We start from the raw sequence: 16,681 nt of genomic DNA on the forward strand, positions 1-16,681 counted from the left end.
GTAACCTCTTTCCAGTATGCTAGGATCATAGCTAATAAAAAGATGAGAGGAGGCTGTGTTTTTTGAGATTAGGATCGAAGGTTTTGCGTAGAATAGCACTTATTACACTTATGTTATCACTAATAGTTCCTGTGACATCTGCTTCCAGTGCAGCTTCACTATCTTCAGATCCTATAAAGCTTGCTTTTGCGGGTGATATCCTTTTGGATGGTTTTGTTGGCGATCAGATTGCTAAATATGGGGTGAACTTTCCGTTTGTAAAGGTCGCACCTACGCTGCAAAAGGCTGACATCGCCTTCGCCAATCTGGAGACGCCTGTGTCTATCCGAGGGAAAGCGGCAGAGAAAACCTTTGCCTTCAGATCCAAACCAGCAACGTTAGGTGGCTTAACCTATGCCGGGATTGATGGAGTGTCCTTGGCGAATAATCATATTTTGGATTATGGAAAAGACGCTATGCTCGACACGCTGATCCATTTGGATCGAAACAAGATTGGCCATACAGGAGCTGGCAAAGATGAAGATGAAGCGTTCAAGCCTTATACTAAGACGGTAAAAGGGAAAAAGATCGCCATCCTTGGCGTTAGCCGTGTGCTTTCAAATCCTTCGTGGTATGCCGGCAAAAACAAACCGGGAGCCGCTTCAGCTTACACCTCGCAGCCTATGCTTAGCGCCATTCAGAAGATGTCCAAGGAGAATGATTACACGATCGTATATATTCACTGGAATGAAGAGTTTAAGGATTTCCCTGAAAAGTACGCTCGCACACTAGCTAAACAGATGATTGATAGCGGGGCGGATTTAATTCTTGGCGCACACAGTCACTGCCTTATGGGCATCGAATACTATAAGCACAAGCCCATTTATTATTCACTTGGGAATTTTGTGTTTAATCGCTCCACACGTGGTGGGGAAAAGACACTTAATTCTATGCTATTGAACGTTGAGATTAAGGACTCCAAGATGACCAGCAAGATTACACCTGTCAAAATTATTGGCGGACAGCCTAATTTCATGGATGATTCCTACAATAGGAAAACGATTAAGCTGATGAATACCCTATCTTTTAATGCCAACATAGACGCTAACGGCAGGGTCACGGAGAAGGCGCTTTAATTAATACAAACTCTGATTAACTATTCACGGATCGCGCCCGATCTCGTTGGAATGCGAAATGTGTGGAGTACTTATGGAGTACGAATGGAGTATGTATGGAGTCCGTATGGAGTACGAATGGAGTACGTATGGTGTACGTATGGTGTGGCGTATGGAATACCTATGGAGTGCCTATAAAGTATCACCGTTGTGTTTGTGAAATAACTGCATTCTATACACCTATTTTATATGTAAAACGGACCATTCTGCTTTTAAGTGTATTCTATGCAACTAAAAACTAGAGAATCGACCTAGAGGGCAATATATCAAGAGAATAGTTGTACGAAATACAGCTATATCCATCGGCCGAGCGAGTTGCAGAGTTATAGTTGTACAAAATACAGTTAAACTACTAATTAGTATTGGAATGTCTGTATAAAAAGCTGACTGTAGCAGTATGCAGAGAGTATTTATGGAGTCCGTATGGAGTGCCCATGAAGTGTCATCGTTGTGTTTGTGAAATAACTGCATTCTATACACCTATTTTATATGTAAAACGGACCATTTTGCTTTTAAGTGTATTCTATACAACTAAAAACTAGAAAATCGACCTAGAGGGCAATATATCAAGAGAATAGTTGTACGAAATACAGCTATATCCATCGGCCGAGCGAGTTGCAGAGTTATAGTTGTACAAAATACAGTTAAACTACTAGTTAGTATTGGAACGTCTGCATCAAAAGCTGACCGTAGCAGTATGCAGAGAGTATTGGAACGTCTGTATAAAAAGCTGACTGAAGCAGTATGAAGAGAGTATTTATGGAGTCCGTATGGAGTGCCCATGAAGTATCACCGTTGTGTTTGTGAAATAACTGCATTCTATACACCTATTTTATATGTAAAACGGACCATTTTGCTTTTAAGTGTATTCTATGCAACTAAAAACTAGAAAATCGGCCTAGAGGGCATTAAATCAAGAGAATAGTTGTACGAAATACAGCTATATCCATCGGCCGAGCGAGTTGCAGAGTTATAGTTGTACAAAATACAGTTAAACTACTAATTAGTATTGGAATGTCTGTATAAAAAGCTGACTGTAGCAGTATGCAGAGTATTGGAACGTCTGCATCAAAAGCTGACCGTAGCAGTATGCAAAGTATTGGAACGTCTGCATAAAGGGGGAGATCCATATGGATCTCCCCCTTTTTATGCAGAAGCTAGGTTTGGAATTAGATAATCAGCCCTTCACCGCCCCCGCAACAACACCCTTAACGATGTACTTTTGCAAGAAGATGAATACTACGATTGATGGCAGCACCGCCATGACCATAGCAGTCATCGCATATTGCCAATCTGAGGTATATTGGCCTACGAAGGTGTAGGCAGCCAGTGTCAGCGTTTTGGTATCTGGGGAGCCGTTGACCATGAGCAGCGGGAGCAGGAAGTCATTCCAGATCCACATTACGTCGATAATGACAATGGTTGTTGTGACTGATTTCAGCAGTGGGAAGATGACACTGAAGAACAGGCGGAAGCCGGAGGCTCCATCAATCGTGGCACTCTCATCAATTTCAACCGGAATCCCTTTGACGAATCCATGGTAGATAAACACGGCGAGTGGAGCACCGAAACCCCAATATAACAACCCAAGTCCCCAAGTACTCTCAGAGAGATTTAAGGTCTTAGCGGTTTGCAGAACGGTCAGCATGATCGATTGGAACGGAATCAGCATCGGCATAATGCAGAGGAAATAAATCACCCCGCTCAGTCTGGATTTCGTCCGTGCCAGCTTGTAGGCTGCTATGGATGAAATGAACACAATACCCAGAAGACCTACACCGGTAATGACAAAGTTGTTCAGAAACAGCTTCGGATAGTTGATAAACTTCCACACGTAGGAATAGTTGCCGAATACCAGATGTTTTGGCAGGGCGATGACATCCGTCATGACTTCGCTAAAGCTTTTTAACGAGTTGATAATCGTCAGAAATAGCGGATATAGAAACAGAAGAGAGAGGATGACCATAACAACTTCTAGAATGATTCGGCCTGCTTTGCGGTTTGTATTCATTATGCCTCAACCTCTCTTCGTTTGAAGAATGCTAACTGGAGAATGGTTACCACCAAGACGGCCAGGAACAGGATAAGCGCTTTCGCTGTACCGTATCCATACAGATTGTTCTGGAAGGTATCCCGGTAGATATCGTAAGCGATACTGTAGGTAGTTCCGCCAGGTCCGCCCCCGGTTAAGGACAGGATGACATCGAACACCTTGATCGAATTGGTCAGTGCCATGAACACAGAAATCGTAATGGATGGAGCGAGCAGCGGCAGTGTAATACTGAAGAATTTTCTCATGGGACCAGCGCCATCAACTGTCGCTGCTTCTTTGAGATCCTCAGGTACAGATTGCAGACCGGCAATATAAATGACCAGATAAAAACCAATCGACTGCCAGATGGAGACGGCCAGTATGGAGACGAAAGCAAGTCCCGGCGTCCCTAGCCAGCTTAGACCAAATATGGACCAGCCTGTACTTTCTCCGAGTGAGTTGAAACCTTGCATAAAGATAAATTTCCAGATAAAACCGACAATGACAAGACTGAGGATATAAGGAATAAAGAAAGCGGCTCTCAGCCAAGGGGTGCTCTTCAGCTTCATGTCCAGAACCAGTGCGAGCAGAATGGCCAGCACGTTAACGAGAACAATGTACAGAATCGCATACTTTATGGTGAACCAGGCTGAATTGGCGAAGTTGGTGTCGCCCATAAAGATTTGTTTGAAATTATCAAGTCCGACAAACTTAGGGTGTTTCGAAATTCCGTTCCATTTGGTCATCGAATAGCGGATAGTCATGGCAAACGGAATGTAGAATGCTACAGCGATACAGATGAGGACTGGGAGAGTGAATAATCCGAATTCTGTTTTCTCGCGCCATCTTTTGCCGAGTGATTTTAACATGGATGCACCTCTTCTTGATTTGTTGGGTGGTAATATCGACTAGGCTTGCCACACATAACCATTCCGGTTAGTCTATATTGTGTATTATAGAGCAGTGCCCTATACTCAAAAATGGATTTAAGAGTACAGTTAGGGGTAAAAAGGTGAACTGAAATATTTATAATTAAGCCTGTAAATCGTGGGGGAGGTTGCCGGTCATTATTAAAAAGTGGATCATAAAGCGGTTTGAACCCGTGCTGGAGCTTGTCTCACGCAGGTTGGCGAACAAGCTTATTTTGCTGTTTACAATCATCATTGTTTTGGTGGTGACCTCACTGACGTTCATTTCATACGGCATGCTGCGAAAAGAATCGGTGGATAACAGCATCGCCAGTACGAGCAACAATCTGTTGCTTGTCGGCCGGAATCTGGAGAGTTATTTGGACGGCATCGAGCAATTATCCCTGCCGCAAATATCGTATGACGAGATCACCTATGCGATTTTGCATGAATCGGAGGATTATGCCTCGAAGATGTATGTGGAGGACTACTTGAAGAACCTGTACTTCTCCCGCAATGATCTGGAAGCTATCTACCTGTATGTGATCAAGGAGCACAAGTATTATTATGTCACCAAAGAGAACTACAATATTACCGTGCGGGTCGCCGAGCATCCATCGATTGAGAATCTTTCCTGGTATAAAAAAGCGCTGGCCAGCCCGTTTAACCGTTCTTACCAGTCTTTTGTAAAAAACCAATCCTCGATGATCAATAGCTCCGACTACCCTATAAATAAGGATAAAAGCTTCATGGGCTACCATCGATTGCTGCGCTCCATAGTTTCCAGAGAGCCACAGGCGGTGCTCTCCCTTTATTTCAACTCCTCGGTTACGGACGAGATTATGAAGGATATTCCCTTCAGTAAAGGGCAGCACCTAATGTACGTCAGTCCCGATAATGAACCTTTTGTGGTGGATGACCCCGGGTTTTATCAACAGAGCGAACAAGAGGGACTGCTTAAGGAGCTGACACCAGCCTCAGGAGGACGCGTGACGTGGTCGGATAAAGAAGAGAAGTATCTAGTGATTTATGACATCAGCAAAAAAGAAGGCTGGAAGCTGATTAAGCCGATTCCCTACAAAGAAATTTATGAAGCGGCCACGACAACACGCAAATTGAACTATTTCATAGGACTGTTATTTTTAATCGTTTCGGTCATCTTGGTCAGCTTTATTTCGAACAAAATAACGAACCCGCTAAAGAATCTGTCGCTGCAGATGAAGCGGTTCAGTACAGGCAGCTTTGACGCTGAAGCACAGGTTGAAGGAAAGGATGAAATTGCCTATCTGTCTCGCCACTTCAATAAGATGGTGGAAAAGACGAATGAGCTGATCAATGAACGGTACAAAATGAAAATTGTCGAGAAAAATGCTGTACTCAAAGCACTGGAAGCTGAGATCAATCCGCATTTCTTATATAATGCCCTGCAAGCCATTTCCACCAAGGCGCTGAAAAACAACAATGATGATATTGTCGATATGGTCGATAATCTTGCTATGACGTTGAGATACTGCATTAGCGGTAAAGATGTGGTCCATGCCAGAGAGGAATTAAAGCATATTGAACGTTATTTAGCGCTGCAGAAGGCCCGTTTCGGAAACAGAATGCAGGTGGCCTACCAGTGGGAAGACCCTTTGCTGGAGCTGGAAATTCCGAAGCTGTCCATTCAGACCTTGGTAGAAAATTGCATCAAGCATGCGCTGGAAAAAGTATCCACAACGATCACAATTACTATTGAAGCGCATGTGACGCCCAGCCATACTGTTATTTCAGTGACGGATGATGGGCCGGGTTTTAGCGGGGAGCGGCTGGAGCAAGTGAGAAATTCTCTTCAAATCCAGTGGGAGGATCAGGGCGGAGAAAACGCTGCCGAAAGTGACACGGAAAGCATTGGACTGAAAAATTTGAACACGCGGCTGAAGCTTTTGTATGGTGAGGCTGCGGGTTTGGCCATTACCAGTGATGCTGGCGGAACAAAGATGGACATGCGGTTACCGCGGGGAGGGATTAACCATGTATAAAGTACTGATTATAGATGATGAGGAACCGTTGCGTGAGGCGATCAACATCCTGGGAGACTGGAAAGGACTAGGTGTCGATCAGGTACTGGAGGCTACGGATGGAAATATGGGCCTAGCCATGCTGCGTGAGCAAAAGATCGACCTTGTATTGGTTGACATGAAGATGCCGGAGCTGAACGGAAGTGAGCTGCTGCAGATCGTGGAGAAGGAGTTCCCGGAACTGCTGACGATTGTAATCAGCGGCTACAATGATTTTGAATATACCCGCCAGGCTATCCGTTCTAAGGTAGTTGATTATTTGCTGAAGCCGGTCAACCGGGCGGATTTGAATGCGGCCTTGCGTAAAGCTATAGATGTGCTGGAGGCCAAACGTAAGAAAGAAAGTGAGTTCATCAACAGGAACATTACGCTCAACATGTCTCTGCCGAAGCTAAAGGAGAAAATTTATCTGTCGATCATTGAACGTAGCTTCAAAAATCAGTCCAACGAGGCTTTTCTGCCGTTGATCGGCGCTGATACGACCGGAAACTATTTTGCTGCGGGTGTACTGCGGGTGCTCAATTTGGAACAAGTGCGTCGTAATCGCTTCCATGAGGACCGGGATTTGCTGCATTTTGCCGTCACAAATGTGATTAATGAGAATAGCGATGAGCATTTTCAGGCCTTCAGCTTCGCCAGCCATAAGGGAGAACGCGAGTTTATCGCCATCTTCACGATGAAAGGCGGCTATGAGGAGGACGCAACTTTCCGCTCTTTACATCATATGAAGAAGTTAGTCTCAACGCTGAAAGAGCTATTCGGAATTGTTGTTGCCGGAGGAATTGGACAGCCCTATGGTGACATCATGGCGCTTGCTCAATCTTATGAGACTGCCAAAGCCTCTCTCGACGGGATTGACCTCCTGACGCTGAAGGGAGCGATTGTCACAAATAGCAGCAACGATACTTCCCAGGGGAAAGATAATCCTTCCTTGACGGGGCGCATGCCCTTGATTCGCAACGCATTGGAGAGCGGGAATATCAATCATGCCAAAAGTATTTTAAGCGAATTCACGAAGAAATGGGAGTCTTCCGGACGTTTTAATCTGGGCGAGGCTGACCGGCAGATAGAGGAGTTTATTATTTTGCTGAACGATATTGCCACGGAGCTGGATGCGATCCCCGAACGTATCCGTGGCGGTAAAGATAAAGGATTGCGCGGGCTAGGCATCGGGAGCGATTTTGCTTCCTTTGGCGAATTTGAGCGGGTGCTGAGCGGGATTCTAGATTGCTATGGCAATGAAATCAGCAAAAGCCTTGCTGGCAATCGCCCCAGCGTATTGGAAAATATTAAAGCATACATTGATAATCACTATTTTGAGAATATTAAAATATCGATGTTCACGGATAAATATTTCCTGAGCAGAGAATACTTGATGAAACTTTTTAAAGGGCAATATGGTTATGGCATACATGAGTATGTACAAAAGGTAAGAATGGACAAGGCAAAGGAGCTGCTATCCACCCCCGACTTGAAAATCCAAGACATTTCCGAGATGTTGGGGTATAAGGACAAAAATTATTTCAGCAAGGCGTTCCGGAATTATTATGACTGTTCACCTTCTGAATATCGGGTTCTGCTATTGAACGGGGATGAGTGAAGCGGTTACATGAACACACTTTTTTACCCTAATAAGTTCACTTATGTACATTCTTATCCTTTTTCTTTTTCTTTAGAATTGTCTCAAGACCACTAGATGCATGAGGAAAAGGGGGCAACATCATGTTAAAAAGATTTATGGCTTTATCTGCGAGTCTGCTGCTCGTCGGCGGATTACTGGCGGGTTGCGGCGGAAACAACAATGCCGCTGACAATAGCGGAACAGGGAATACTCCTGCCACAGATTCTGGCAAGCCGGTCACGATTAATATGTTCACCGCATCACCCGAGTACACTGATGCTTTTAACGCTTATATTGCCGAGTACAAGAAAGTTAAACCGAATGTGACGATTAATCTGGAGATTATGCAGGCTGACTACAATACGGTGCTCAAATCGAAGATTGCTGCGGGAAGTACACCTGACGTATTCCAGACCACAGCGGGTGGAGATATTGATACCTTTGCGGAGTATAGTGCTGACCTAACTAATGAGCCACTGGCTGCGGCGATGACCGATGCAGTGCGTTCTAACATGAGTTCTACGGACGGTAAAGTGCTCGGTCTTCCGGTAAAAGGGAATCTATTTGTCCTGATGTACAATAAGAAACTGTTGGCTGATGCTGGGATTACGGAAGTTCCTAAGACAACAGCCCAAATGGACGATGCGATTACTAAGCTTGAAGCTAAAGGCATTACTCCTTTTGCCAACGCCTATAAAGAGTGGTGGGTATGGAAACACATCTTCCAACACTTCGTAGATGCGGCAGCCCAAGATGCAGGTACGGATGCTAAGACACTAGTAAATGATTTTATTGCCGGAAAAACCACGATCAAGGATCACCCGGTGCTGTACAATAACTTCTTCAGCTTCGTTGATACCACTGTTAAACATGGCACAGACAAACCGCTTGAACGGGACAGCAATGCTGAAGTCAGCGACTTTGCATCCGGCAAAACAGCGTTCATGACTGGTAAAGGCGCATGGGATGAAGAAGCCATTAAGAAAATCACACCTGACTTCGACCTGGGCATTATGGGTTACCCAGTCAGCGACAAGGCTGAACAGTCCCAGATCATTACGGGTGCGGATCAGGCCCTGCGTATCAATAAGGATTCTGCTGTAGCTGGTGAGACTATTGAATTCTTCAACTGGCTGTATACTTCTGAATACGGTAAGAACTGGTTCTCTACAGTAGCAAAGGTTATTCCTCCAATTAAGGATGCTCCAATGCCTGACCTGCAAATGCCAAAAGAAATGGAAGAAATCCTCAAAACAGAGAAATCCGGCGACCTGTCCGTGAACTACTCTCTGGATACCTTCCACCAAAAATTTGGTGAGCTCATGCAGGCTTACATCGGCGGCAGCAAAACTAAGGATCAAGCCATCGATGAAATTCAAAAAGCTTGGATTCAATTCGGATCGGCAGAATAACTAGGTTCAGATCAGGGGGCGGGCTCCAAGGTAAGATTCACTTACTGGAGAACCGTCCCTTTTTTATATGTTATATAATCATAAGAAGATACTGAGATAAAGTCAGGAGGTACATTATTATGAATAGCAAAATGATTGAAATCATTGAAAATGGACTATTTCTTACGATTGAAGTTACGGAAGATCAGGATGTTCGGCTATTGCATTTTGGCGCGGCACCTTTGGAAGCAGCCATAGCGGATAAGAACAAGCAAGGCTTCCGGCTGCTGGAGCTGCAATTATCGGGCGAAGACCGCGCCGAATATCACGGGCGCACACACCGAGCATCCTTTCCGGGTCTTCGGATGGTATATGTGGGACACAGCGATACAGTGAATGCACTCGGGCGTAAATTGGAGCTTAGCTTGGCTGATCCGATTACAGGAATCCAGGCAGTGCAGCATTTTCAGTTCTACAAGGGCGTGCAAATCGTTCGAAGCTGGACAGTGCTAAAGAATGCTGGAGAAGCTGAGGTGGCAGTGGAATACATCTCCTCCTTTGCTCTTACAGGTGTAGACAAAGAGGGGAGCGGGGAGCGCAATGATAAGATTGAAGTAACCCTTGCCCACAGCGGATGGCAGAGTGAACTTCAGTGGCGGACCTACCGCCTGCCTGAGCTTGGGATGTATCATTTGGCAGACCGTGGCTCCAAACGAATTGCCGCAAGCAATACAGGCTCTTGGTCAGCAGCGGAACTTCTACCGATGGCGGTTTTGCATAATAAGGAGAGCGGGACAAGCTTGTTCTGGCAGATTGAGCATAACGGCTCTTGGCATTGGGAGCTGACGGATCAATACGATCAGCTTACACTGCTGGTCAGCGGACCTACAGAACATGACAACCATTGGTGGCTGAACCTAGCTCCCGGTGAAGAGTTTACTTCGGTGCCAGCAGCTGTAGGTGCTGTGCAGGGAGGATTTCAGGGCGCGGCAGAACAGCTTACGGTATATCGCCGGATGATCCGCAGACCTAATGAGGATAATGAGCTGCTGCGGATTATTTTTAATGACTATATGAATTGCCTATGGGGAAGCCCAACGACTGAGAAACTACTGCCTTTAATTGATGCTGCCGCAGAAGTAGGTTGTGAATATTTCTGTATTGATGCTGGCTGGTATGCACCCGGAGAGTGGTGGGATGGCGTAGGCCAGTGGGAGCCTTCCAGCGATCGGTTTCCGGAAGGGATTAAATATGTGCTCGACTATATCCGCAGCAAAGGGATGATTCCCGGACTATGGCTTGAGCTGGAGGTTATGGGCATCAACAGCCCGAAGCTTGCGGAGACTGATGACAGCTGGTTTTTCATGCGGCATGGTAAAAGGGTTAAGGACCGTAGCCGCTATCAGCTAGATTACCGCAACCCGAAAGTCATTGATCATGCAAACGGTGTTATTGCGCGTCTGGTTAAGCAGTACGGTGTAGGATACATTAAAATGGATTACAACATCAATGCAGGCATTGGGACAGAAACGGATGCGGACAGCTTCGGAGATGGGTTGCTACAGCATAACCGCGCTTATCTGGCTTGGTTGGACAGCATCTTTGTTCGTTATCCGAACCTTGTCATCGAGAACTGTTCCAGCGGGGGAATGCGCATGGATTATGCGATGCTCAGCCGACACAGCATCCAGTCTACTAGCGACCAGGAGGATTATGTACAGTATGCGGCCATTGCCGCAGGTTCTCCGGCAGCACTGACACCGGAGCAGTCCGCAGTTTGGTCTTATCCGCTGCGCGAGGGTGACGATGAGGAAGTCATCTTCAATATGGTTAATGCGCTGTTGCTTCGTGTACACCAGAGCGGTCATTTGGCGGAGCTTGAACCTCACCGCAGAAGTCTAGTTAAAGAAGCGCTGGATTATTACAAAACCATTCGCAGTGATATCCCACACGCCACACCTTTCTGGCCGCTCGGCCTGCCGGACAGTGAGGGCGAATGGGTCAGCCTTGGCCTGCGGCGCGGCGAACGACGGTATGTCGCGGTATGGCGGATTGACGGAGAAGCTGCAAATGTCCAATTGCCGATAGAAGAGCTGAAGGGATTTGAACCAGTGATCGCCTGTGCCTATCCTCAGCAGCATAGTTCAACTTGGAATTGGGATCAATCGGCAGGGGTTTTGACGGTGGCACTCCCACCAGGAAAAACAGCGAGATTGTTTGAGATTACTTCGTAAAGCTTGCGGCGGGCCTGCTCCCCTTCAGTCTGCTGTTGGGGAGCGGCCGCTGTACTTGCTAGGGAAATAGTTTTTTTCACTGCCTTTCTAATTCGGTCAGGTTTGGCTTAGCTGCTGAAAGTATGTTTAGAAAAGGTAGTACAATGATTGTTTCGAATTCATTATTTTGAGCGTTAGTAACTAGATGACCTCCGTATTTTTCGGTGACACTTTGAATATTTGTTAAGCCGAATCCGTGAAAAGCGGGATTCTCTTTAAAATTATGCTGCACTATAGTGCTAGAATTGTTCCGTGAGTTGGTGACTTGGATAAACAATGAAGTATCGGTAGTGAAAATTAGCAGCTGAATAAATCTATCTTCTTTTTTTGGAACTCTTGCAGCGGCGTTTAGAGCATTATCCAGCACATTCCCGATCACGGTACATAAGTCAAACCGATCAATATCAATAGCTTCGGCGTGTATATGAATATCATACTTAATAGCAATTTTGTGTTCACAAGCAATATTTAGCGCGTTGCCAATTAAAGAATCAATTACCAAATTACCTGTTGATAGTTTGAGAGAAGGCTGATGAATTTGACCGAGCATTGAATTGATATGATGGATAGATTCCTGAATCTCATTGTTCTGAATACAATTCCGGACATATACCAAATGCTTGTTCGTATCATGGATAACTTGTTTGATGCTTGTAAGGGAATGTGTGGTTTTTTCATAGCTGATGTGTTGATAATCCATCTGTTTATGTAATTGCAGATTTTCTTTAGTCAGTTTGGTGTTTTCATTAATTTTACCGAATAAAAGGATGGTTTCTCTGATTAGCAGAATAAGCAACATCATGATGACCATTGATAGATAAAGAGTCATCCTCGTTCTTTGAATTGTGCAATCATATAATAGGCGTAGGCTTCTTTAACCTCTTTTGCCTGAGTACGGCCAATAGGAAACTGCTCTTGATTGTGCATGACTACGGAAGTAGCTGTAAACTTATGGACATGTTCCAGATTAACAATAACGGAACGATGAATAAGCATAAATGGACGGTTTAGTTTACTTATATATTCTGAAATTGTACCTGGAATTATGTAATGCTGCGTAGAGGTAATGATCTTTAGTCGGTTTTTAGCCAAGGAATGTTTGATTTTAACAATCGCAATAATGTCAGAATTTTTGATCACCATATGTCCATCTTCAGTTTTAATCATTAGAAACCTATTTACAGAAGAAATGATATAGTTACATAGCTTTATTATCTTTGCCTCAAAACACTCATAGTTTACTGGTTTAATCAAATAATGGTAGGGTTGCACATCAAAGCTGCTCATTACGTACTGCGGATAGTTTGTCAAGAATATAATTTGAACCTCCCGATCCGGAAGTGCACGGATTTTTTTTGCAACCTCGATTCCATTTAATCCTCTCAGTTCAATATCCATTAGAAGTATATGAAAAGGATAACTACTCTGTTGATTATAATAGTGAAGCAATTCCTCACCGGAGGTAAAATATTGAGTCTCGAAAGAGTAAGCCGTGCTTTTCATAAGTCTTGGGAGATATTCCTTTAGCAAATCGTGTTCCTTTTTCTCGTCATCGCATACGGCTATGCGTAACAAAGCCATCCCCCCCATAATTAAATTTGTTAATCTTCAGAGATACCAAAACCTGACACGAAACGTCATTCAGCCTCCTATTCCAACCATTAGCTACCAAATTACCCCAAATATTCTTTTATATGATATATTGATAGCGTTATCAATGTCAAACCGAAGCTTGAAAGTAGAAGAGGATATATTCTATGAATGATAAGGATACCCTTGAAAAACTTATCGGATTATTTAAAGCGCATAAAAAGAATTTATGTATTATTTTTCTGCTCTTAATATTTTCTACTTTGATTAGTTCCATTTTGCCGATGTTCAACAAAATTATTATTGATGAAGGATTTATGAAATCAGATGTTAGAACCATTATTTTAACGGCAATCTACATCTTTCTTTTGTCTATGTTCAGTAGCTTTTTAGATTTGCTCAAAGAAAAACGAAGAATAAAAATAGCTTCAAATATTATCTACTCCTTGCATAAAGCTGCATTTGATCGACTTATGAAAGTGAAAGTGAAATATTTCACTGATAAAAACTGCAGTGAAATTTTAAATCGCGTTAGCACCGATATATCGAATATTTCGCAAATAACGGATGGTAGCATGCTTTTTATTGTTAGTCAGTGTTTTAGTTTGGTAGGAGGAGTTATTGGACTTTTTATCATAAGTTGGGAACTTACACTTATTGTGCTTATTTTAATCCCTATAGAATATTTAATTTTGAAATCGTTTGCTAAAAAAAGAAAGTCTCTTGCGGAAAAATACATCACGAAGGATGGAGAATATTCGCATTGGTTTGAGGATAGTTTGAATGGTGTGAAGGAAACAAGGCTTTTTAATTTATTCATTTTCAAAGAAAAAGAATTTGCAGACAAGCAGAATCAAGTAATAACCTCCCATATGGGAATCAGTTTATTGGATAATTGGCGGATTACTGTGGAGAGATTTCTAATTGGAGGACTAGTTCTTCTAATATATGCTTCTGGATCGACGATGATATTAGATTCAAAGCTTTCGGTAGGAAGTATATTTGCATTTATTACCTATAGCGCTTATGTGACCACTCCTATCTCATCGATGTTGAATATTGGATACTTATTGTCGGGAATAATGCCTTCTGCCCGAAGGTATTATTCATTGCTCGAGGAAGAAATCGAAGCTTGTGATGTAGAATCCGCCAACATTGGTATGAAGCGACTCAACCCTTTTGGGAGCATTCAGTTTGAAAATGTAAGCTTTGCTTATGATACTGAACTGATCTTGTCAAATGTGAATTTCACGATTGGCAGCCATGAGAAAGTGGCCATTGTAGGAATGAATGGTTCGGGGAAGTCTACAATCCTAAATTTAATCCAGAGGTTTTACGAACCACTTGCAGGAAAAATTTTATTTGACGGAGTGGATATTAAGGCTATTAATTTGAATGAATATCGGGAATTAATTTCGACTGTTAGTCAAGAGATATATCTTTTTGACACAACCATCGAAAATAACATAAAACTTTACAGTGAAAACCATGAGGAGCAGTATAGACAGGCTATTGAGGCTACCCAATTATTAGAGAAGGATACAAGCCGGTTTGAGGATTATGTCGTAGGTTCTAATGGGAACAAGTTGTCCGGTGGACAAAAACAAAAAATCGCGATAGCCAGAGCATTAGTAAAAAGCAGGCCTATGGTGATTTTTGATGAAGCGACCTCCAACCTTGATCTTCACTCTGAACAAGCCATCAACCATCTATTAGATACAGCACTCAGTAACAATACAGTGATTATAGTCAGTCATAGGCCGGAAATTCTGAAGCATGTGGATAGAGTAATCTTTTTAGAAAAAGGCCAGGTCTCCGCTATTGGACTTCATGAGAAGTTGTCTTATACAAATGAAAGGTATCGGCTCATCACACAACAGCATCAATTCGTTTAATGGGTTTACCCTTCGAGTGATTTAAATATCAAATATTGATATTTAGATAAATACGATTTGAAAGGAGGAATAGGCATATGAAACAACTTGTAAAAAGAACAAATGCAAATTATGAAACGTTGGAGGCATATGCAGCTTGCAGTGCATGTCCTTGTTATGCATGTACATGCAATGCCAGCGGATCAAACAAAGCAGCCATGAAACAAGTAACCTATACTGGTAACTCCATGAAGATGACTGCTATTGGAATCGGGTAGTAAGTGCAATCTTAAGTATAGCTAAGAGCAGGATGGCTAAATGGCTTTATTAAAAAAGCTGTCCTGCTTCACTTTTAGAGTGGGGGGAGTTCAGGTGCCAGTATTTCATTTATTTGAAACGGTAACGGGAAAATATATGTTCGATGCGAATGCAAATACATTTCTTAAATTAAATGAAAGATCTTATCAGGCTTTGTTGAACTATAGAAATTCAAACTTTGAACAAGTGGAACCGGAGATTCAAAACTTATTTGATTCCGGTTTTTTGGCGGAGAAACAGGATTTTGAGATGATTCATCCCATGAGCGACTCTTTGCAGCACAATTTAAGCAGAAGCGTTGGCTCGATAACTTTGCAGGTCACGCAAAACTGTAATTTAAGATGCAGCTATTGCGCGTATTCAGGGAGCTACTTACACAGAGTACATACCAATAAGAGAATGAAAAAAGAGGTTGCTTTGAAAGCAATTAAGTTTTTGATTGAGCACTCCGTAGATTCTCCAATTATTAATATTGGATTTTATGGAGGAGAGCCCTTACTGGAAATGGACTTAATAAAAGCTTGTGTTGCTTATGCCAGAGAACAAAGTGCGGGCAAAGAACTAACGTTTAACCTTACTACAAACGCAACTTTAATTACCGACGAAACCTTAGAGTTCTTATCTTCTAATGATTTTAATTTAACTATCAGCCTGGACGGCGATGAAGTCGCGCATGATAGAAACCGAGTTTTTGCGGTAAATAATAAAGGCAGTTTTCAGACTATTATGGATAATATTGAAAATATCAAAAACAAAACACCAGACTATGTTGATAAAGTGATGTTCAATGCAGTAATTGATCCAAATTCAGATTTTAGCTGTTCCACAAACTTTTTTTCAAACTATGAGACCGTAAAAGACTTTGCTGTTATGGCAAGTGATATAGCAAGTAGCTACAAAAAAAGTGAGTCCTTAATCAATGACAGTTTTATCAAGATGTATAATTACGAAGTTTTCAAATTATTTCTTTATAAATTTGATAGGCTTAAGAAAAATGATGTATCCAAGCTGGTGATGGAAAGCTTTGATCAAATCCAGGAGAATGTCCATAACAGGCTTAGAATCTCTTTCTATGATGTAAAAAAAGACCATCATTCCGGACCGTGTGTTCCAGGAGTACAACGATTGTTTGTGAATGCTGACGGTGCTCTGTATCCCTGTGAAAGAGTTAGTGAAGCATCTAGTGTAATGAGGATTGGGCATATAGATACAGGCTTTGAATTGGATAATATCCGGAACATACTAAACATTGGAACAATAACGGAGAAAGAATGCAAAGAGTGCTGGGCCTTTAGATATTGTACTTCTTGTGCAATGGCCGCCGATGATATCAGTGAGTTTTCTGCTGCCAAAAAATTAAGTATCTGCAATAAAGTTAAAGAAAACACTGAGAGTTTGTTTAAAGATTATTGCGTACTAAGAGAGTTAGGCTACGACTTTGATAAAGAAAAAGTGTAATG

The 16,681-nt window shown here is 42.8% G+C and carries 12 protein-coding genes; 8 read left to right on the forward strand and 4 right to left on the reverse strand.

Going from position 1 to position 16,681, the window contains the following annotated elements; translation table 11 throughout:
• The first annotated feature begins 110 nt into the window (after positions 1-110).
• Positions 111-1,115 (forward strand): CapA family protein, encoded by a 1,005-nt coding sequence (locus tag NYE35_RS09180; protein WP_143761219.1) that lies wholly within the window; start codon positions 111-113, stop codon positions 1,113-1,115.
• A 1,216-nt stretch (positions 1,116-2,331) separates the two neighbouring features.
• Here the strand turns inward: NYE35_RS09180 and NYE35_RS09185 are convergent.
• Together NYE35_RS09185 and NYE35_RS09190 are read right to left on the reverse strand one after the other, a co-directional pair.
• Positions 2,332-3,165 (reverse strand): carbohydrate ABC transporter permease, encoded by an 834-nt coding sequence (locus tag NYE35_RS09185; RefSeq protein ID WP_036684045.1) that lies wholly within the window; start codon positions 3,163-3,165, stop codon positions 2,332-2,334.
• Positions 3,165-4,055 (reverse strand): carbohydrate ABC transporter permease, encoded by an 891-nt coding sequence (locus NYE35_RS09190; protein ID WP_036684044.1) that lies wholly within the window; start codon positions 4,053-4,055, stop codon positions 3,165-3,167. The genes NYE35_RS09185 and NYE35_RS09190 overlap by 1 nt, the downstream gene beginning before the upstream one ends.
• Before the next feature lie 197 nt (positions 4,056-4,252).
• On the opposite strand from NYE35_RS09190, the gene NYE35_RS09195 reads away from it, so the two are divergent.
• From NYE35_RS09195 to NYE35_RS09210, 4 genes are all read left to right on the forward strand, one after another.
• Positions 4,253-6,115 carry a sensor histidine kinase gene (locus NYE35_RS09195; protein WP_052097448.1) on the forward strand — a complete coding sequence of 621 codons (1,863 nt, stop codon included), beginning with the start codon at positions 4,253-4,255 and terminating at the stop codon, positions 6,113-6,115.
• A complete protein-coding gene (locus NYE35_RS09200) occupies positions 6,108-7,754 on the forward strand; it encodes a response regulator (RefSeq protein WP_341120725.1) in 1,647 nt (548 codons plus the stop codon). The genes NYE35_RS09195 and NYE35_RS09200 overlap by 8 nt, the downstream gene beginning before the upstream one ends.
• A gap of 122 nt (positions 7,755-7,876) precedes the next feature.
• Positions 7,877-9,187: an ABC transporter substrate-binding protein gene (locus NYE35_RS09205; RefSeq protein ID WP_036684033.1), complete on the forward strand. Its 1,311-nt coding sequence runs from the start codon at positions 7,877-7,879 to the stop codon at positions 9,185-9,187.
• Between the two features lie 119 nt (positions 9,188-9,306).
• A complete protein-coding gene (locus NYE35_RS09210) occupies positions 9,307-11,400 on the forward strand; it encodes a glycoside hydrolase family 36 protein (RefSeq protein WP_036684032.1) in 2,094 nt (697 codons plus the stop codon).
• A gap of 76 nt (positions 11,401-11,476) precedes the next feature.
• Here the strand turns inward: NYE35_RS09210 and NYE35_RS09215 are convergent, their stop codons facing one another.
• On the reverse strand, positions 11,477-12,268 hold the full coding sequence (locus NYE35_RS09215; protein WP_080742445.1) for a sensor histidine kinase: 792 nt from the start codon (positions 12,266-12,268) through the stop codon (positions 11,477-11,479).
• On the reverse strand, positions 12,265-13,014 hold the full coding sequence (locus NYE35_RS09220; RefSeq protein ID WP_076104094.1) for a LytR/AlgR family response regulator transcription factor: 750 nt from the start codon (positions 13,012-13,014) through the stop codon (positions 12,265-12,267). Before NYE35_RS09220 ends, NYE35_RS09215 begins: the two co-directional genes overlap by 4 nt.
• Positions 13,015-13,196: 182 nt before the next feature.
• Here NYE35_RS09220 and NYE35_RS09225 point away from each other — a divergent pair, with 182 nt between their 5' ends.
• The 3 genes from NYE35_RS09225 (at position 13,197) to ccpM (ending at position 16,679) form a co-directional block, all read left to right on the forward strand.
• Complete coding sequence (locus NYE35_RS09225) at positions 13,197-14,924, forward strand: ABC transporter ATP-binding protein (RefSeq protein ID WP_036684028.1); 1,728 nt, start codon at positions 13,197-13,199, stop codon at positions 14,922-14,924.
• A 77-nt stretch (positions 14,925-15,001) separates the two neighbouring features.
• Positions 15,002-15,181 carry a CLI_3235 family bacteriocin precursor gene (locus NYE35_RS09230; RefSeq protein ID WP_036684027.1) on the forward strand — a complete coding sequence of 60 codons (180 nt, stop codon included), beginning with the start codon at positions 15,002-15,004 and terminating at the stop codon, positions 15,179-15,181.
• A gap of 40 nt (positions 15,182-15,221) precedes the next feature.
• A complete protein-coding gene (gene ccpM / locus NYE35_RS09235; protein WP_217904434.1) occupies positions 15,222-16,679 on the forward strand; it encodes a Cys-rich peptide radical SAM maturase CcpM in 1,458 nt (485 codons plus the stop codon).
• Positions 16,680-16,681 lie beyond the last annotated feature (2 nt).

Source organism: Paenibacillus sp. FSL L8-0494, assembly GCF_038003695.1.
Lineage (GTDB): Bacteria > Bacillota > Bacilli > Paenibacillales > Paenibacillaceae > Paenibacillus_AQ > Paenibacillus_AQ odorifer.

Excerpts from the sequence above, each read along its gene's own strand:
- NYE35_RS09180 (WP_143761219.1), top strand. The coding sequence starts at position 111 with ATGTTATCACTAATAGTTCCTGTGACATCTGCTTCCAGTGCAGCTTCA.
- NYE35_RS09185 (WP_036684045.1), bottom strand. The coding sequence starts at position 3,165 with ATGAATACAAACCGCAAAGCAGGCCGAATCATTCTAGAAGTTGTTATG.
- NYE35_RS09190 (WP_036684044.1), bottom strand. The coding sequence starts at position 4,055 with ATGTTAAAATCACTCGGCAAAAGATGGCGCGAGAAAACAGAATTCGGA.
- NYE35_RS09200 (WP_341120725.1), top strand. The coding sequence starts at position 6,108 with ATGTATAAAGTACTGATTATAGATGATGAGGAACCGTTGCGTGAGGCG.
- NYE35_RS09205 (WP_036684033.1), top strand. The coding sequence starts at position 7,877 with ATGTTAAAAAGATTTATGGCTTTATCTGCGAGTCTGCTGCTCGTCGGC.
- NYE35_RS09210 (WP_036684032.1), top strand. The coding sequence starts at position 9,307 with ATGAATAGCAAAATGATTGAAATCATTGAAAATGGACTATTTCTTACG.
- NYE35_RS09215 (WP_080742445.1), bottom strand. The coding sequence starts at position 12,268 with ATGACTCTTTATCTATCAATGGTCATCATGATGTTGCTTATTCTGCTA.
- NYE35_RS09225 (WP_036684028.1), top strand. The coding sequence starts at position 13,197 with ATGAATGATAAGGATACCCTTGAAAAACTTATCGGATTATTTAAAGCG.
- NYE35_RS09230 (WP_036684027.1), top strand. The coding sequence starts at position 15,002 with ATGAAACAACTTGTAAAAAGAACAAATGCAAATTATGAAACGTTGGAG.
- ccpM (WP_217904434.1), top strand. The coding sequence starts at position 15,222 with ATGGCTTTATTAAAAAAGCTGTCCTGCTTCACTTTTAGAGTGGGGGGA.